Origin of the sequence: Solwaraspora sp. WMMA2056 (assembly GCF_030345095.1) — a bacterium.
GTDB lineage: Bacteria > Actinomycetota > Actinomycetes > Mycobacteriales > Micromonosporaceae > Micromonospora_E.
This window is the reverse complement of record NZ_CP128360.1, coordinates 6,003,492-6,020,978: the sequence shown is the minus strand read 5'-3', so window position 1 is coordinate 6,020,978 and position 17,487 is coordinate 6,003,492. Positions and strand designations below refer to the sequence as shown.

Genomic DNA, 17,487 nt, shown 5'->3' with positions numbered 1-17,487 from the left:
GTGGCGATGGCGCGGATCGCGGTCGTGGCCGGCGACGGCATCGGGTCCGAGGTGACCGCGCAGGCCCGCAAGGTCATCGACGCGGTGCTGCCCGGCGTCGAGGCCACCGAGTACGACCTTGGCGCGGCCCGCTACCACCGGACCGGCGAGGTGCTGCCCGACTCGGTCCTGGCCGAGTTGGCCGAGCACGACGCCATCCTGCTCGGCGCGGTCGGCGACCCCACCGTGCCGCCGGGTGTGCTGGAGCGCGGCCTGCTGCTCAAACTGCGGTTCGCCTTCGACCAGTACGTCAACCTGCGGCCGTCGCGACTCTGGCCCGGCACGACCAGCCCGCTCGGCGGCGTCAAGCCCGGTGAGATCGACTTCGTGGTGGTCCGCGAAGGCACCGAAGGGCTCTACACCGGAGCCGGCGGCACCATGCACCGCGACACCCCGGCCGAGGTCGCTACCGAGGAGAGCCTCAACACCCGCCACGGCGTCGAGCGGGTCATCCGGGACGCCTTCGCCCGCGCCGCGCGCCGCGAACGTCGCAAGGTCACCCTGGTGCACAAGACCAACGTGCTGACGCACGCCGGCTCGCTGTGGGCCCGCGCGTTCGCCGACGTCAAAGCCGAGTTCCCGGACATCGAGACCGAGTACCAGCACGTCGACGCGGCGGCCATGTTCATGGTCACCCAGCCGCAGCGCTACGACGTGGTGGTCACCGACAACCTGTTCGGCGACATCCTCACCGACATCGCCGCCGCGGTCACCGGCGGCATCGGCCTGGCCGCCAGCGGCTGCATCAACCCGCAGCGGCAGTTCCCGTCGATGTTCGAACCGGTGCACGGCTCCGCGCCGGACATCGCCGGCAAGGGCGTCGCGGACCCGGTCGCCGCCGTACTGTCCGCGTCCCTGCTGCTCGACCACCTCGGTCACCCCGAGCAGGCCGAGCGAGTAACCCGGGCGGTCGCGGCCGAGCTGGCCTCCCGTACGCCGGGAGCCGCGCTGCGTACCGCCGAGATCGGTGACCGGCTCGCCGCCCACGCGGCGGGCTGAGCCCAGCCGGTCGACCCGCGTACCGCCGGTCGACCCCCCCGCCGGTGCCGCACCGCGCACCGGCCGCGCCGACCCGGCGCCCGCCCATGCCATGCGCGTCGGCGGCCAGGTCCGCGCCCGTCAGTTCGGTGAGCCGTCCGGTACGGCACCGTCGACCCCCGCGCCGCCGCGTGGACCGGTCCGGGTGTCCCGTACCGGTTGGCGTGCCGACGTACCGTGGCCGTCGACGGCCATGCCGACGGCCAATCGTCAGGTGGCGGCATCGGCGGCCGTCGCGCCGGTTCCCGCTGAACGAACGTTCGGGGTAAGTTGCATGACACACAGCTTCGTCGTTTTCTCGCCATGGAGGTCAGCCCGATGATCGGCGGTGACAAACTCGATTTCGAGATTCGTCCGAATCCGCACCCGGTAGCCGCCGCTGAACGCTCCGCGCTGCTGGCCAACCCCGGATTCGGGCAGATCTTCACCGACCACATGGTCACCGTCCGGTACGCGGAGGGCAAAGGCTGGTACGACGCCCGCGTCGAGCCGCGTGCCCCGATCCCGATGGATCCGGCGACCGCCGTCCTGCACTACGCACAGGAGATCTTCGAAGGCCTCAAGGCCTACCAGGCCGCCGACGGCGGGGTGACGTTGTTCCGTCCCGACGCCAACGCGGCCCGGTTCGTCGCCTCGGCGGCCCGGATGGCCATGCCCGCTCTGCCGGAGACGGTCTTCCTCGATTCGTTGCGGCACCTGGTCACCGCCGATCGTGAGTGGATTCCGCAGGGCGAGGAGGGCAGCCTCTACCTGCGTCCGTTCATGTTCGCCAGTGAGGTGTTCCTCGGCGTGCGGCCGGCCCGCGAGTACCTCTACGCGGTGATCGCCTCGCCGGTCGGCTCCTACTTCTCCGGCGGCGTCAAGCCGGTGACGGTCTGGGCCTCGTCGCTCTACACCCGGGCCGCTCCGGGCGGCACCGGCGCGGCCAAGTGTGGTGGCAACTACGCGGCGTCCCTGGTGGCGCAGGCCGAGGCGATCGAGCACGGCTGCGACCAGGTGGTCTTCCTCGACGCGGTGGAGCGCCGCTACGTCGACGAGCTCGGCGGGATGAACGTCTTCTTCGTCTACGACGACGGCTCGGTGGTCACTCCGCCGCTGACCGGGGCGATCCTGCCGGGCATCACCCGCGAATCGGTGATCACCCTGGCGCGGCGCGCCGGCCACCAGGTCGTCGAGCAGCCGGTCAGCCTGGAGCAGTGGCGGGCCGACGCGGCCAGCGGCCGGCTGCGCGAGGCGTTCGCCTGCGGCACCGCCGCGGTGATCACCCCGATCGGCCGGGTCCGGTCGGCCGACGGCGAGTTCGTCGTCGCCGACGGTGGATCGGGGGAGGTGACCAGCTCGCTGCGGCAGACCCTGGTGGACCTGCAGCGGGGTCGCGCCGCCGACCCGGACGGCTGGGTGCACCGGGTGCTCTGACCCGGTACGGCGACAACGCCGGGCCGGGGTGGTGGCGGATCTTCCCGCTGCCGCACCCGGTCCGGCCGTCGCAGGTCAGTCGGTCAGCAGATGTGCGCGCAGCGCCTCGATCCGGTCGGCGGGCAGGCCGGCGCCGCGCAGGTAACCCTCGACCGAACCGTGCCGCTGGCTCAGCTCGGTCAGGAACATCTGCATCGCCTCGGCCGGGCAGCAGAAGAACGGCTCGGGCACCAGATGCTCGTTGCCCCGCTGGGTCCGCAGCCAGGCGAGCAACTGCGCACTGCCGGTCGTGCTCAACTCGTAGTCCTCGGCGATCACCGGGTCGGGCACGCCGAGCAGCGACAACGTCATCGCGCAGATCAGCCCGGTGCGGTCCTTGCCGGCCATGCAGTGCACCACCGCCGGGGCGGTCTGCGCCTCGGCCAGCAGCGACATCGCCGTGACGATCCCGTCGGCGGCCTGCTCGGTGAGATCGTGGTAGCGGTCGGCGAGGTAGCGTGCCGGGCCCTGCTCCGGCTGGTACGGGATCTCGTCCCAGTCCTGGTGCACCAGGTGGACGTGGCGGTAGTCCAGCCCGTCGGCCGGCCGGATCCGACCGAAGGCGTCGATCTCGTGGGGGCGACGCAGGTCGATCACCGTACGCACGCCCAGCGCCGCGAACATCGGCTCGTCGTCGCCGCTGAGCCGGTGCGGCGAGTCCGCCCGGTAGATGCGCTGCCAGCGGACGGTCCGGCCGTCGAGTCCTTCGTAGCCGCCGATGTCGCGGAAGTTGAACATTGTCGCGAAGGCCAGGGTACGCAGCGCAGCGGTCGTCATGCCTCCACGGTAGGGCGGCACCCGCCGATCGGAAAGGCCAGCGCCGCCGACGCGACGTGGACACGACGCGTCGGCGGCGCTGCGGTGGTCCCGGTGCCGGGTGTGCCGAGGGACCGGGGTCAGATGATCCGGCCGGGTGCGATCGGCGGGACCGGGGCACCGTACGTGCCGCCGTAGTAGCCGCCGAGGGTGTCGCGGTACGCCGGGTCCGTCCCGGTGGTCTCGTCGTACTCGGGGGAGTCCTTGATCTGGTCCTTGCCGCGGTCGACGTAGACCTTCTCCGCGTCGTGGTCGACGTGGTTGACCACCCCGGCGGGCAGCATCACCTTCTTGCCGAAGATCCACGGACCGGTGTCGACGATCAGGTAGCTGCTGTCGGTCTCGTCACTGGCAGAGTCGATCTTGCCGATGCCGCCGTCGGTCGCCTCGACCTTGTAGCCGGCCAGGTTGGCGCCCTCGACACCGACGTCGTCGCGGTAGCGCCACGGGTCGAAAGCCCCGGCCGGAGCGCCGCCGACGACGGCACCCTGACCGCCGTGCGGCGGCGGAGTCGGAGTCTGCGCCGAATGGCGCGGATCGAGCGTGTTCATCGGGCCTCACTCCTTCGCTGACGTGAATGTGCCTGCGCTGTCCGACTCGACATACCCGCGCCGGTCGATCCGCACACCTGAAGGTGATAGATGCCGTTCACTCACTGGTCCCGGGGTGGGGGCATCGGGCCGACCGGCCAACTGTCCCGCGATGTGGATTCGACTACCGACCCGGCCGCCTTCGGTGGCAAAGTACCGTACGTGACTCGCCTCGTACTCATTATTGGCACCTAGCGCGCCGGCAACCCTCCGCCGAGCGCGCAGACCTCTCGCATCCGCGGGGGGTCTTTTTGTTGGCCGTACGAGGCAGGCCGATCAGCGGGCAGGGGCGGACCCGGCGCGGACGCGGCGGCGCGGGACACCCGGTGAAAGGAACCAGGATGACTTTCCAGGTCTACGACACGACTCTGCGTGACGGTGCGCAGCGCGAAGGCATCAGCTACTCCGTGGTCGACAAACTCGCGGTCGCGCGACTGCTCGACGACTTCGGCGTGGGATTCATCGAGGGCGGTTGGCCCGGGGCCATGCCGAAGGACACCGAGTTCTTCCGCAGAGCGCGTACCGAACTCGACCTGCGGCACGCCGTCCTGGTCGCGTTCGGTGCCACCCGCAAGGCCGGTGTCCGGGTCGCCGACGATCCGCAGGTCCGGGCCCTGCTCGACGCCGAGACCCCGGCGGTCTGCCTGGTCGCCAAGTCCGACATCCGCCACGTCGAGCGGGCGCTGCGGACCACCGCCGCCGAGAACCTGGCGATGGTCGCCGACACGGTCGCCCACTTCGTCGCCGAGGGCCGGCGGGTCTTCCTCGACTGCGAACACTTCTTCGACGGCTTCCGCCACGACCCGGCGTACACCGCGTCGGTGGTCGCCACCGCCGCCGAGGCCGGCGCCGAGGTCGTCGTCATGTGCGACACCAACGGCGGCATGCTGCCGTCGCAGATCGGCACCGCCATCGCCGACCTGGTGGCGCGCACCGGGCTGGGCGCCGACCGGCTCGGCATCCACTGCCAGAACGACACCTCCTGCGCGGTGGCCAACACCATCGCCGCCGTCGAAGCCGGGGTCCGCCACTTCCAGGGCACCGCCAACGGCTACGGCGAACGGCCCGGCAACGCCGACCTGTTCGCCGTCGTCGCCAACCTGCAACTCAAGCTCGGGCTGCCGGTCCTACCGGACGGCTGCCTGGGACAGATGGTGCGTGTCTCGCACGCCATCGCCGAGATCGCCAACATCGCCCCCGACACCCACCAGGCCTACGTCGGGGCCGCCGCCTTCGCTCACAAGGCGGGGCTGCACGCGAGTGCGATCAAAGTGGATCCGCTGATGTACAACCACGTCGACCCGTCGGTTGTCGGCAACGACATGCGGATCCTGGTGACCGAGATGGCCGGCCGGGCCAGCATCGAGCTGAAGAGTCGTGAGCTCGGTGTGGACCTGGCCGGCCATCCGGACGCCCTGTCGCGGGTCACCAAGCGGGTCAAGGAACTGGAGGCCGGCGGCTGGTCGTTCGAAGCCGCCGACGCCTCCTTCGAACTGCTGGTCCGCGCCGAACTCGCCGCCGACAGCGGCACGGTCACCGCCCGGCCGTTCACCCTGGAGTCCTACCGGGTGCTGGTCGAGCACCGTGAGGACGGCGCGGTCGTCTCCGAGGCCACCGTCAAGGTCCGGGTACGCGGCGAGCGGGTGATCGCCACCGCCGAGGGCAACGGCCCGGTCAACGCCCTCGACGAGGCGCTGCGGGTGGCGCTGCGCAGCCACTACCCGGATCTGGCCGACTTCCGGCTGGCCGACTACAAGGTGCGGATCCTCGAAGGCAGCCAGGGCACCGGGGCGATCACCCGGGTGCTGGTGGAGACGGTCGACGGCAACGCCCGGGACTGGACCACCGTCGGGGTGCACGAGAACGTCGTCGAAGCCAGCTGGCACGCCCTGGTCGACGCGCTGACCTACGGACTGGCCCGCAGCGCCGCGTCCGCCGGCGTCTAGAGCATTCAGCGGTACGGCCGCACGGCGTGGGTTGTGCGGCCCGTACCGCCCACGCCGTGCGGCCGTACCGCCGTGCGGCCGTATCGCCCGTACCGCCGTACCGCCGTACCGCCGGTCAGGGTGCCGGCAGCACCAGTGCGGCGACGACCATCCGGTGGTCGCTGCCCGGCACGCCGTGCACCGCCACCGACTCCACCGTGATCCGCTGGTCCACCAGCACCCGGTCCAGGGTTACCGGCGGGATCGGCGCCCCGTCGTACGGCCAGGTGCCGACCAGCCCCTCGCCGGTGGCGGCGGCCGCGTCGACGTAGCCGGTGGCGATCAACCGGCGTAGCGCCGCGTGGTCCAGCGTCGAGTTGAAGTCACCGGCCAGCACTCGCGGTGGGCCCTGCGGATCCGGGTGCGGCTGCGCGGCCAGGTCGGCCCGCCACAGCGGGATGGTCCGCAACGCGAACGGCGCCATCGGATGCGCCGACTCGACCAGCACCGGCCCGCCGGCCGGCGGGCGGACCGTGCCGTAGGACTGGGCGAAGCTACCCTCGTTGCGCCGTACCCCCGTGTCGACGATCGGCCAGCGGGAGTACACGGCCGAACCGGTCGTGCCGATCTCGGCGTCGGAGCGGCGGTACGGCAGCAGTTCGGCGACGCCGAGCCGGTCCAGTTCGGCCTCGGCAGCCGGGGTGAACTCCTGCACCGCGAGCACGTCCACCCGCTCCTGACGCAGCAGCTCCAGCAGCACCGACAGGTCCGCCGCACCGGCCAACAGGTTTGCCGTCGCGACCCGGACCGGGGTGCCGTCGGCGGGTGGCGTGACCCTGTCGGGCACCGCCCGGGGCAGTACCGCAGCAGCCAACGCCAGTACGACGAGCCCCGCCACGGCCGCCGCCCACCACCGCCGGGTCAGCGCCGTCACGGCCAACGGCAGCACCGCCCATCCGGCGACGTACGGGGTGAATGCGAGCAGTTGCACCAGCGGCCCGAATTCCCACCCGGCCAACCGAAGCACCGCCCACCCCGCCGCCGGCAGCACCAGCGCCCACACCAGCCACCCGTGTCGCCGTGGTGCACCCCGCTGCGCTGCGGCCGGGGCGTCGTCGGTTCGTGTCTGCACGCCGGCACGGTATCCGGTGCCCGGCGTCCGCCGGCAATCACCCGGTCGGCGACGCGTCCCGGCGTTAGACCGCGCCGATCCAGGGCAACCCCCGGCGGACGCCGGGCACGCCGCATCCGTTGGGGCGGGCCGGACGGCGATTGGTGACCAGCGTCGAGGACGGTGCCGATGACGACCGAGCCACAGCTCAGCACGCAACCAGCAACGGGTGCCGACTCTGCCGCCGGAGCCCTGGAACAGGCACTGTTCGAGGTCAAACGGGTCATCGTCGGGCAGGACCGGTTGGTCGAACGGCTGCTCACCGCGCTGCTCGCCAACGGCCACTGCCTGTTGGAGGGCGTACCCGGGATCGCGAAGACCCTCGCCGCGCAGACGCTCGCCGTCGCCGTCGGCGGCAGCTTCTCCCGGATCCAGTTCACCCCGGACCTGGTGCCGTCGGACATCGTCGGTACCCGGATCTACCGGGCGTCGACCGAGTCGTTCGACGTCGAACTCGGTCCGGTGATGGCCAACCTGGTGCTCGCCGACGAGATCAACCGGGCTCCGGCGAAGGTGCAGTCGGCGTTGCTGGAGGCGATGGCCGAGCGACAGGTCTCCATCGGCGGCCGCAGCTACCCGGTGCCGGATCCGTTCCTGGTGCTGGCCACCCAGAATCCGATCGAGTCCGAGGGCGTCTACCAGTTGCCGGAGGCACAACGCGACCGGTTCCTGATGAAGGTCGTCGTCGACTACCCGACCGATGAGGAAGAGCTGGGCATCCTCTACCGGATGGGGGTCGACCGGCCGCAGTCACGGCAGGTGCTCGACGTCGGCCAGCTCAGCGCGATGCAGCAGCAGGCCCGGGACGTGTTCGTCCACCACGCCCTGGCCGAGTACATCGTGCGGCTGGTGCTGGCCACCCGTCGACCGCAGCTGTTCGGCCTGCCGGAGCTGTCCGGGCTGCTGGCGTACGGTGCCAGTCCGCGCGCGACCCTCGGCCTGGTCGCCGCCGCACGCGGCCTGGCGTTGCTGCGGGGCCGCGACTACGTGCTGCCCGAGGACGTCCGGGAACTCGCGGTGGACGTGATCGCCCACCGGCTGGTGCTCTCCTTCGACGCGGTCGCCGACGGGGTCGACGCCGAGTCGATCGTGCGGCGGCTGGTGCAGGTGGTGCCGCCGCCGCAGATCGCCCCGGCACACGACCAACGGCCCGGACTGGCGGCGGTGGCGTGACCGGCGGTGGCGTGACTGGTCGTGGCGTACCCGGTCGGGGCGTGACCGGACCGGCGACGCTGCCGGAGCTGACCCCGCCGCAGACGCTACGCCGACTGGAACTGACCGTGACCCGTCGGCTGGACGGCCTGCTGCACGGGCAGCATCTCGGGCTGCTGCCCGGCGGCGGCAGCGAACTGGCCGGCAGCCGGGAGTACCGGCCGGGTGAGGACGAGGTCCGCCGGATGGACTGGGCGGTCACCGCCCGGACCACGGTGCCGCACGTGCGTGAGGTCGATGCCGACCGGGAACTGACCACCTGGGTGCTGATCGACGGCTCGCCCAGCATGGACTTCGGCACCGCCGAACTGGAGAAGCGGGAGTTGGCCGTCGCCGCCGTCGCCGCCGTCGGGTTCCTGACGGCCGGCACCGGCAACGTGCTCGGCGCGCATCTGCTGGGTGTCGACGGGACCCGGCGGTTCCCGACCGGCTCCGGCCGTGACCACCTGCTCTGTCTGCTGCGGGCACTGCTCGCCGCCCCCCGGGGCGAGGCCGGCCCGCAGCCGGCCCGCCCGCCGGCCGCGTCGACATCGGCCGCGCCGTCGCTGGTCGACGGCATCGACGGGCTCCGCCGGTCCGCGACCCGACGCGGTCTGGCGGTGGTCGTCTCCGACTTCCTCGACGGGCTGCCGGACGACCCGGCCGGGCGGCCCGACTGGGAACCGGCGCTACGCCGGCTGGCCAGCGTGCACCAGGTCCTCGCGGTGGACATCACCGACCCACGGGAACTCGACCTGCCCGACGTCGGGGTGATCACCGTGCAGGACCCGGAGACCGGGCGGCGGCGTGAGATCAGCACCGCCAGCGCCGACCTGCGGCGCCGGTACGCCGAGGCCGCCGCCGGACAACGCGACCAGGTGGCCCGGGCGATCCGCCGGGCCCAGGCGGCGCATCTGCGGCTGCGGACCGACCGGGACTGGGTGGCGGACATCGTGCGGCACGTACACCGGCAGCGGCAGTTGGCCGCCTGCGCCCCGGCCCCGACGGCCGGCGTACGGGAAGGAACGTGGCGATGAGTTGGCAGTCCCCGGAGCGGCTGTGGTTCCTGGTCGCGGTGGCCGCCCTGGCCGCCGGCTACCTGTGGCGGCAGCGGCGGGCCAGCCGGTACGCGGTCCGGTTCACCAACCTGCGGCTGCTCGACCGGGTGGCGCCGGCCCGCCCGGCGTGGCGGCGGCACCTGCCGGCCTGTCTGTTCCTGGCGATGCTGGCGCTGCTGGTGGTCGGGTTCGCCCGGCCGATGGACGAGGTCCGGGTACCCCGGGAGCGGGCCACGGTGATGGTGGCGGTGGACGTCTCCACCTCGATGCTCGCCAACGACGTACGACCGGACCGGCTGACCGCCGCGAAGCGTTCCGCCCACGAGTTCGTCGACTCGTTGCCCCGGCAGTTCAACGTCGGGTTGGTGGCCTTCGCCGGCAACGCCTCGGTGCTGGTCGGCCCGGGGACCGACCGGGAGGCGCTCGGGGCCGGCATCGACCGGTTGACCGAGGGGATCACCGGCGCGCAGGGCACCGCGATCGGTGAGGCGATCAAGACCTCGCTGGAGGCGATCCGGTCGCTGGACGCGCAGGCGGCCCAGGAGACGCCACCGGCGCGCATCGTGCTGCTGTCGGACGGCGCGAACACCTCGGGCCGGTCGCCGGAGTCGGCAGCCGCCGAGGCGGTCGAGGCCGGCATCCCGATCGACACCATCTCGGTCGGCACCGACGCCGGCTACATCGACTACGGCGGTGGCCGGCCGCTGCGGGTGCCGGTGGACGGCGAGAACCTCAAGGCGGTCGCCGAGCTGACCGGCGGGGCGTACCACGAGGCGGCCAGCAGCAAGCAGCTCAACGACGTGTACGCCGACATCGGCACCTCGGTCGGCTACCGGCTGGAGCCGACCGACGTGTCGGCCCGGTTCATCGGCTTCGGCCTGATCCTTGCCCTGGCCGCGGCCGGGACGTCGATGCTGTGGTTCTCCCGGCTGCCGTGACGGCCGCGTTCCACACGTCCGGCGTACCGACCCCTGTGAGGAGGACGCAATGACTGTTCCCACCGGACTGGGCGAGCCCCGGGGGCCCTGGTTCATCTCGCCGGAGGCCGGCCGCTGGGCGGGGCCGGATGGATTCGCCGCCCCGCCCGCGCCGGAGTCGCCGCGCGGCTGGCGACGCCGGCTGCTGGCCGTCGCCGCGGTGCTGGCGGTCTCGGCGGCCTCCGGTGGGCTCGCCGGAGCGGTCGTGTCCGGTTGGGACGGTGGCCCGGCGCGGTTGACGGCGCTGCCGTCACCGTCGCCGTCGTCGTCGGTGGGGCTGCCGGCGGACCTGGTCGCGGCGGCGGCGCAGGCGTTGCCGGGCGTGGTGTCGGTGCAGGTCAACCGGGGGACGATGGTGTCCGGCGGGTCAGGGTTCGCCATCGACGACCAGCACCACATCATCACCAACGACCACATCCTGGATGGCGACAGTCCACCTGGTACGCCGTTGAACGGTCACCAGGTGAGCGTCGTCGCCCAGGACGGCCGACGGATCCCCGCCGAGGTGGTCGGCCGGGACCCGGGCAGCGACATCGCGGTGCTGCGGGTCCCGGCGTCGGCCGGGTTGCGGCCGTTGGCGCTCGCCGAGCCGAACTCCACCGAGGTCGGAGAGGCGGTGCTGGCGGTCGGTTCGCCGCTGGGGCTGTCCGGCACGGTGACCGCCGGGATCGTCAGCGCCCTCGACCGTGAGGTGATGCTCGGCAACGGTGGTCGGCAGACCGCCGTACAGACCGACGCCTCCATCAACCCGGGCAACTCGGGCGGTCCGCTGGTCAACGCCGACGGGGAGGTGATCGGGGTGAACACCGCGATCGCCACCCTGGAGGGTGCCGGCTCGATCGGCATCGGCTTCGCCATCCCGATCCAGCGGGCCGAGCAGACCGCGGACGCGATCATCCGGCGCGGCGGCTGAGAGTGCGGACCGCGTGGCCTGGCGGCTGAGTGCGCAGCGGCGGCTGAGTGCGGACCGTGGCCCGGCGTCGGTAGTGTCGTGGGTGTGGCGGTAGGCGACGTACGGGTCGACGACTCGGTGGTGATCCCGGCGGGGGAGCTCACCGAGCGGTTCTCCCGTTCGTCCGGGCCCGGGGGTCAGGGGGTCAACACGGCCGATTCGCGGGTCGAGTTGTCGTTCGACGTCGCCGCCTCGGCGGCGTTGCCCGGGTGGCTGCGGGACCGGGCCCTGCAGCGGTTGGCCGGCCGGCTGGTCGGCGGGGTGTTGACGATCGCCGCCAGCGAGCACCGGACCCAGCTGGCCAACCGGGCGGCGGCCCGGGAACGGCTCGCCGCGCTGCTGCGGGAGGCGATCGCGCCACCGGCGCCGCCGCGCCGGCCGACCCGGCCGTCGCGGGCGGCGAAGGAGCGGCGGATCACCGACAAGAAGCGCCGGGCGCAGACGAAGCGACTGCGCCGCGGCGATCTCGACTGACCGTACGGCCGGTTCAGCACCAGCAGGCGCTCGCCCAGTGGTCGGTGGACCAGAAGTGCGAACCCCAGTCGCCCGGTGCCCACGCCCCGGTCGACCAGAAGTGGCTGGACCAGCCCGGGTCGGCCCAGGACGGCGAGCCGTCCCAGGACGGCGACGTCCAGGTGGCGCCGCCCCACGTCCGGCTCGCCCACGAGCTGCCGGTCCAGCCGTCGGCGGCCATTCGGTGACCCAGCCACACCCCACCGTTCCAGGCGGTGCCGGCCGCCGCCTGCCCGGCCCAGGTCACGCTGGTGAACGGGCCGAAGATGCTCTGCTCACCCTGCAGCGCCACCCCGTTGCGGACCACCCGGCTGGTACCCCGGGAGGCGTCGATCGGCCCGGTGCCGTTGGACGGGGTCCACTGCTGCGGCTGCCACGCCGGCTGGTAGGTGAGCGCGGCGTGCAGGTTGATCGAGCCGAGCCCCAGGTTGGCGCCGACCCCGGTGGGCAGGAACGTGGTGCTGCCCACCAGCACCTGCTTGACCTGGTCCGGGGTCAGCCACGGCTTGGCCTGCAACAGCAGTGCGGCGGTCGCGGCGGTCACCGCCACGGCCTGGGAGGTGCCGGTGCCCCGGAACAGGGTGGTGCCGACCCGCGCCCCCGGGAACAGGTTGTCCACGTTCGACCCCGGGTTGCGCAGCGACAGCACCGACTGTCCCGGGGCGAGCAGGTCGACCTGCTTGCCGGAGTTGGCGAGGTTGGTGAACGGCGCGAGTTCGTCGTCGGTGGTGCTCAACGTGCCCTTGGTGAGGCTGGCACCGACGGCGATGACGTACGGGTTGCTCGCCGGGTTGTCCAACCGGCCGAACCCGGTGCCGTCGTTGCCGGCGGCCGCCACCACCACGATCCCGGCCTGCCAGGCCTTCTCGACGGCGAAGTGCAGCGGGTCGGTCCAGAACGCCGGGTTGCCGGCGCTGCCGTAGGCGAGGTTCAGCACCCGGATCGGGTGGGTCGGGTCGTGGTCGCGGTGCGCCACCACCCAGTCGACGGCGGCGATGATCTGCGACACGTCGACGGCCCCGTTCGCGGTGCCGACCTTGACCGAGGTCAGTTTCGCCTTCGGGGCCAGGCCCCGGGCACCGGTGGTCGGGTCGTCGCCGATCAGGATCCCGGCCAGGTGGGTGCCGTGGCCGTACGTGTCGTGCCAGCGCAGGTTCGTCGCCTGCGATTCGAACGACAGGTCGGGCCCGTTGACCAGGCGGCCCGCCGGCAGGCCGGCGACCGGGACCACCCCGGTGTCGATCATCGCGATCCCGATGCCGGTGCCGTCCAGCGCCGTCGTGGTCGAGGTGTCAGCCCCCACGATGGTACGGATGTCGGCCAGCGAGGTGCCCGGGGTTACCCCGGCGGTGCCGTTCCACAGGCTGGCGAACCCACCCCCCGGTACGCGGGTCGACGGCGCGGCGGCGCCGGGGCCCGTCGGGGACGGCGCCGACGGGGCCCCGGCGCCGACGACCGCGCTGGCCGTCAGCGCCAGCACAGTCGACAGTGCAACGGCACGGATTCGACGGCGATTCGGTCGCCACAACGCACTCTTCGTTCGCACCGGCGCGATCCTCCTGACGATTGAACAGATCCTGGGTTGGTAACGGGGTGTCCGGGTGCGACGTTGTGAAACACCACGATGGACGTGTTACGTAGCAGAAACCGCCCGGCCGGGAACGAACATCCTCCTATCGTGCAGGACGTGCGTCGGCCCGGTTGACTCCGCGCCCGGTTGTCGACGGTTAGCATCGATTCTCTTGGCCACCCAGGTGCAGGACCGGTAACCACGCCGACACATGCGGCCGCGACGGTGACCGGCCCGCTGACCCGACGACGGAAACGGTGAGAGGTACGACGTGGCGGCGACCGATCCGGTCACGGGTGCCCGGCCGCGCGCAGCCCTGGAACCGTACCTGCGTCGGCAACTGAACCGACCGGGTCGGCCCTGTGCCCTGTTTCTGTTCGACGTCGATTTCTTCAAGACCGTCAACGACGTCTACGGACACCTTCGGGGCGACCGGGTGCTGCGGCAGTTGGCCGACCGGGTCCGCGCACTGTGCCGACCACAGGACGCGTTGTTCCGCTACGGCGGGGACGAGTTCGTCGTGGTGCTGCCGGAGACCGAGCGTGCCGAGGCGGTCCGGCTCGCGCTGCGGTTGACCGAACAGATCCGGGCCACGGAGTTCGCCGGCGACCCGCCGCTGCACCTGACGGTCAGCCTCGGCGTGTCGAGCGCGCCGCACGACGGCGACACCCCGGAACTTCTGCTGGACCGGGCCGATCAGCGGAACTACCTGGCGAAGGGCCGGGGCCGCGACAGCGCGGTGGCCGACGACGTGGAGATCACCGAGCGGGCCGGGTCCCGGCTGTGGGAACGCGACGAACCGCTGCGCCGTACCCACGAGTTCCTGACCCGGCTGCAGGTGACCGGGCGTGCCGCGCTGCGGGTGTACGGCCAACGCGGTGCCGGGCACAGCCGGTTCCTCGCCGAGATCGTCCGGCTGGCCGGCCTGCGTGGCTTCGTCGTGGTCGAGGTGCCGACCGAACCCGCGCCGCTGCCGTTGCCGGTGCTCGCCGATCAGGTGCTGCTGGTCGCCGACCTGTCGGCGGCCGGGCGGGTGCCGCAGCTGCTGCGGATCTGGTCACGGCCCCGGCTGCTGCCGGCGGTGCTCGGGCTGGTGTGGGGCAGCACCGAGGCCGCGAGCGGCAGCCCCGGCTCGGTTCCCGGCGGTGCCCCGGCCACCCCGCTCGGACCGGACCCGTCGGCCGGTGCCGACTCGACGGTGGCCCAGTTGCCCGAGGTCGACCAGATCGAGTTGGCGCCGTGGTCGCCGACGACGTTGCGGATCTGGTTGCGGACCATGCTGCGTGGTGAACCCAGCCGTACCCTGGTGTCCTGGTTCGCCCGGCAGACCGGCGGTCTGCCGGCGGCCGCGGCGCGGGAGCTGGACCGGGTCCGGGCCCGTCGCGGACTGGTCGGCTCCGGCACCGGAGGCTGGACGCTGAGCCCGCAGCTGCTGGGCCGGGTGGACCGCCGGGTGCGGCTGCCCACTCCGCTGACCCCGCTGCTGGGCCGTGACCGGGACGTCGTCCGGGTGGCCGGCCTGTTGGCCGAGGGCCGGTTGGTGACCCTGGTGGGGGCGGGCGGCATCGGCAAGACCCGGCTGTCGCTGTCGGTCGCCGCCGACGTGGCGGCCCGGTTCGACGACGGGGTCTGCTTCGTCGCGTTGGCCGCCACCGGCACCGTCGACGAGGTGCTGACCGCTCTGGCCGCCGCGCTGGACGTGCCGGCCCGGTCCGAGGTGTCGACCCTGGACACGCTGATCGACCAGCTGGCCGACGTCGAGGTGCTGCTGGTGCTGGACAACCTGGAGCAGGTGCTGGCCGTCGCCCCGGTGCTGGGCGAACTGCTGGTGGCGGCGGGCCGGGTCCGGCTGCTGGCCACCAGCCGGGAGCCGCTGGGTGTCTACGGCGAGCAGGTCTACCGGGTGGCACCGCTGCCGGTGCCACCGGTGGCCGAGCTGCCGCAGGGCGCCGCCGCGGTGGCCGAGGCGGTGGCGGCGCATCCGGCGATCGCGCTGTTCGACCGGCTCGCCCGGGCCGCCGACGCCGATTTCACCCTGACCGCCGGGTCGTTGCCGGCGGTGGTCGGGCTGTGCCGGCGGTTGGACGGGTTGCCGTTGGCGATCGAGCTGGCCGCGGCCCGGGCCGACCAGCTGAGTCCGGCCGCGCTGCTGGAGTGCCTCGGGCCGCACCTGGACGCGCTCGGTGCCGGTCCCCGGGACCAGCCGGCCCGTCAGCAGACGCTGCACGGCACGGTCGACTGGAGCTACCGGCTGCTGAGTCCGGTGCAGCAGGAGGTCTTCGTCGCGACCGCCGTCTTCGCCTGCGCCGCGAGCGTGCCCGCGATCGCCGCCGTGGTCGGTGCCGTGGCGACCGCCGAGGTGGTCGCCACCGAGCTGGCGGCACTGGTACGCAAGAGTCTGCTGGTGGCGGTGCCCGGCAGCGGCGGCGCCCGCCGGTACACGATGCTCAACACCATCCAGGCCCGGGCGCGGCAGTTGGCCGGCGACCGGCAACGGGCCGGACAGCTGTCCCGGCACCTGGCGTACTGTGCCGAGCTGGCCGACCGGGCCGGGGCCGGGATGGCCGGCGCGCAGCAGCGCCACTGGGCCGAGGAGCTGGACCTCGACTACCCGAACCTGCGGGCGGCGCTCGGGGTGGCGCTCGACGTCGGTGACCTGGCCATCGCCGCCCGGCTCTGCCTCGGGCTGTGGCGTTACTGGCGCAACGGCAGCCAGATCCGCGACGGTCGCCAGTGGCTGGACCGGGTGCTCTCGGCGCCGGCCGGGTTGGCGCCGACGTACCGACGGCAGCTGCTCTACCCGGCGGCGGTGCTCGCCGCCACCCAGGACGACACGGCGACCGCGACCCGGCTCGGCACCGACTGTCTCGCGTTGACCGAGCGGGCCGGCGACGCGGAGGGCACCGCGCAGGCCCGCAACATCCTCGGCGTGGCGGCGATGCTCGCCGGCCGGTACGCCGAGGCGGGCGACCATTTCCGCTACGGGCTGGAGGTCTGGCGGGAGCTGGGCGCGAAGTCGGGCATGGCGATCGCGTTGGGCAACCTCGCCAAGGTCTGCCTGCGGGTCGGCGACGTCGCCGACGCCGACTGGCACATCAACCAGTGTCTGGCGTTGGAGCGGGAGGCCGGCAACAGCCGGGGGGTCCTGCTCGGTCTGACCTGCCGGGCGGAGATCCTGCTGGCCCGCCCGGATCCGGCGGGCGCGGCCGAGGTGGCCCGCGAGGCGCTGGACCTCGCCGGTGAGCTGGGTGACCTGTTCGGCGAGGCGGTCGCACTGCACCAGTTGGGGCAGTGCCGGCTCGCCGTCGCCGACCGCCCCGGCGCGCTGCGGTTGTTCGTCGCGGCCCTGGAACGCCGGTTCGAGCTCGGCGACCGGGCCGATCTGTCCACCTCGTTGGAGACGGTCGCCGACGTGATCGTCGACGACGACGCCGGGTTGGCGGTGCGGATCCTGGCAGCGGTCGACTCGCTGCGTCGCCGGCACGGACTCGTCGCGCCGGTCGCGGTGCAGGCCCGGCGGGACGCCACCCTCGCCGCCGCCCGCGTCGGCTGCGGCGAGGCGGGCTTCGCCGCTGCCTGGGACGCCGGTCTGACCACCCCACTGGACCTGGTCGTGGACCAGGCCCTGGACTGCGCCCCGGACGGACCACGGGATCCGGCGTCGGTGCTAGGGTCCCGAGGGTGATCGAAGCCGCCGTCCATCTCGCCGCCCAGCCCCGTCTCGACACCCTCGTCACCGAGCTGCACACCGGGTCGCCGCGGCTGCGGACCGACTACGCCGGGACCGCCTGGCTCGGCGATCGCCCGGCACCCGACAGCGGACTGACCGGCCCCGACTACACCCGCCGTACGGTGGACGCGCAGCTGTTCCTGCCGGACACCCACTGGTACGACGTCGACGCCCTCGACGACGTGGAGTTCCAGGTGACCGCCGGGCTGCTGCAGGTCGCGGCGACCGCCCGGCAGAGCCAGGGGCTGGTGGGTGCGCTGGCCGAGCCGTCGGTGGATTTCTTCGAGCACCCGCAGGGCGATCCGGGGGTCGGGATCTGTCTGCACCTGCGGGGCGAGATCTGGTCGAACCTGGGGGTGTCGTACCAGGTGACGGTGCTGTGCCGGCGTGAGGCGCTGCTGCGGGTCGGTCCCGGCACCGACGACGATGCCGGTGACGACGGCGACGAGACCGACTGACCGG

Annotated in this window: 14 protein-coding genes; 10 read left to right on the top strand and 4 right to left on the bottom strand. The window is 72.9% G+C overall.

Features of this window, described 5'->3' with window-relative positions; all coding sequences use genetic code 11:
* Positions 1-6: 6 nt before the first annotated feature.
* Together O7608_RS27275 and O7608_RS27270 are read left to right on the top strand one after the other, a co-directional pair.
* Positions 7-1,038 (top strand): 3-isopropylmalate dehydrogenase, encoded by a 1,032-nt coding sequence (locus tag O7608_RS27275; RefSeq protein WP_282229636.1) that lies wholly within the window; start codon positions 7-9, stop codon positions 1,036-1,038.
* A gap of 357 nt (positions 1,039-1,395) precedes the next feature.
* Positions 1,396-2,493 carry a branched-chain amino acid aminotransferase gene (locus O7608_RS27270; protein WP_289207278.1) on the top strand — a complete coding sequence of 366 codons (1,098 nt, stop codon included), beginning with the start codon at positions 1,396-1,398 and terminating at the stop codon, positions 2,491-2,493.
* A gap of 75 nt (positions 2,494-2,568) precedes the next feature.
* On the opposite strand, the gene O7608_RS27265 is transcribed toward O7608_RS27270, so the two are convergent.
* Both O7608_RS27265 and O7608_RS27260 read right to left on the bottom strand, forming a co-directional pair.
* Positions 2,569-3,309 (bottom strand): tyrosine-protein phosphatase, encoded by a 741-nt coding sequence (locus O7608_RS27265; protein ID WP_289207277.1) that lies wholly within the window; start codon positions 3,307-3,309, stop codon positions 2,569-2,571.
* 119 nt (positions 3,310-3,428) lie between these two features.
* Positions 3,429-3,899, bottom strand: a complete 471-nt coding sequence (locus O7608_RS27260) for a PRC-barrel domain containing protein (RefSeq protein WP_289207276.1) — start codon at positions 3,897-3,899, stop codon at positions 3,429-3,431.
* 380 nt (positions 3,900-4,279) lie between these two features.
* Here O7608_RS27260 and cimA point away from each other — a divergent pair, with 380 nt between their 5' ends.
* Positions 4,280-5,884 (top strand): citramalate synthase, encoded by a 1,605-nt coding sequence (gene cimA, locus O7608_RS27255; protein WP_289207275.1) that lies wholly within the window; start codon positions 4,280-4,282, stop codon positions 5,882-5,884.
* A gap of 115 nt (positions 5,885-5,999) precedes the next feature.
* Here the strand turns inward: cimA and O7608_RS27250 are convergent, their stop codons facing one another.
* The gene (locus O7608_RS27250; RefSeq protein WP_289211057.1) at positions 6,000-6,929 is read right to left on the bottom strand and encodes an endonuclease/exonuclease/phosphatase family protein; all 930 of its coding nucleotides are present in this window, start codon (positions 6,927-6,929) and stop codon (positions 6,000-6,002) included.
* A 234-nt stretch (positions 6,930-7,163) separates the two neighbouring features.
* On the opposite strand from O7608_RS27250, the gene O7608_RS27245 reads away from it, so the two are divergent.
* From O7608_RS27245 to arfB, 5 genes are all read left to right on the top strand, one after another.
* The gene (locus tag O7608_RS27245; RefSeq protein ID WP_289207274.1) at positions 7,164-8,207 is read left to right on the top strand and encodes an AAA family ATPase; all 1,044 of its coding nucleotides are present in this window, start codon (positions 7,164-7,166) and stop codon (positions 8,205-8,207) included.
* A 41-nt stretch (positions 8,208-8,248) separates the two neighbouring features.
* Positions 8,249-9,262, top strand: a complete 1,014-nt coding sequence (locus tag O7608_RS27240) for a DUF58 domain-containing protein (RefSeq protein WP_289207273.1) — start codon at positions 8,249-8,251, stop codon at positions 9,260-9,262.
* A complete protein-coding gene (locus tag O7608_RS27235; protein WP_289207272.1) occupies positions 9,259-10,221 on the top strand; it encodes a VWA domain-containing protein in 963 nt (320 codons plus the stop codon). The genes O7608_RS27240 and O7608_RS27235 overlap by 4 nt, the downstream gene beginning before the upstream one ends.
* A 49-nt stretch (positions 10,222-10,270) precedes the next feature.
* Positions 10,271-11,173: a S1C family serine protease gene (locus tag O7608_RS27230; protein WP_289207271.1), complete on the top strand. Its 903-nt coding sequence runs from the start codon at positions 10,271-10,273 to the stop codon at positions 11,171-11,173.
* An 84-nt stretch (positions 11,174-11,257) separates the two neighbouring features.
* Positions 11,258-11,686: an alternative ribosome rescue aminoacyl-tRNA hydrolase ArfB gene (gene arfB, locus O7608_RS27225; protein WP_282226137.1), complete on the top strand. Its 429-nt coding sequence runs from the start codon at positions 11,258-11,260 to the stop codon at positions 11,684-11,686.
* 13 nt (positions 11,687-11,699) lie between these two features.
* Here the strand turns inward: arfB and O7608_RS27220 are convergent, their stop codons facing one another.
* Entirely contained in the window at positions 11,700-13,205 is a 1,506-nt protein-coding gene (locus tag O7608_RS27220) for a S8 family serine peptidase (protein ID WP_289207270.1), read from the bottom strand.
* 361 nt (positions 13,206-13,566) lie between these two features.
* Here O7608_RS27220 and O7608_RS27215 point away from each other — a divergent pair, with 361 nt between their 5' ends.
* The gene (locus O7608_RS27215; protein WP_289207269.1) at positions 13,567-16,980 is read left to right on the top strand and encodes a diguanylate cyclase; all 3,414 of its coding nucleotides are present in this window, start codon (positions 13,567-13,569) and stop codon (positions 16,978-16,980) included.
* A complete protein-coding gene (locus tag O7608_RS27210) occupies positions 16,977-17,483 on the top strand; it encodes a hypothetical protein (protein ID WP_289207268.1) in 507 nt (168 codons plus the stop codon). Before O7608_RS27215 ends, O7608_RS27210 begins: the two co-directional genes overlap by 4 nt.
* Positions 17,484-17,487 lie beyond the last annotated feature (4 nt).

Excerpts from the sequence above, each read along its gene's own strand:
- O7608_RS27230 (WP_289207271.1), top strand. The coding sequence starts at position 10,271 with ATGACTGTTCCCACCGGACTGGGCGAGCCCCGGGGGCCCTGGTTCATC.
- cimA (WP_289207275.1), top strand. The coding sequence starts at position 4,280 with ATGACTTTCCAGGTCTACGACACGACTCTGCGTGACGGTGCGCAGCGC.
- O7608_RS27260 (WP_289207276.1), bottom strand. The coding sequence starts at position 3,899 with ATGAACACGCTCGATCCGCGCCATTCGGCGCAGACTCCGACTCCGCCG.
- O7608_RS27270 (WP_289207278.1), top strand. The coding sequence starts at position 1,396 with ATGATCGGCGGTGACAAACTCGATTTCGAGATTCGTCCGAATCCGCAC.
- O7608_RS27265 (WP_289207277.1), bottom strand. The coding sequence starts at position 3,309 with ATGACGACCGCTGCGCTGCGTACCCTGGCCTTCGCGACAATGTTCAAC.
- O7608_RS27235 (WP_289207272.1), top strand. The coding sequence starts at position 9,259 with ATGAGTTGGCAGTCCCCGGAGCGGCTGTGGTTCCTGGTCGCGGTGGCC.
- O7608_RS27245 (WP_289207274.1), top strand. The coding sequence starts at position 7,164 with ATGACGACCGAGCCACAGCTCAGCACGCAACCAGCAACGGGTGCCGAC.
- O7608_RS27275 (WP_282229636.1), top strand. The coding sequence starts at position 7 with ATGGCGCGGATCGCGGTCGTGGCCGGCGACGGCATCGGGTCCGAGGTG.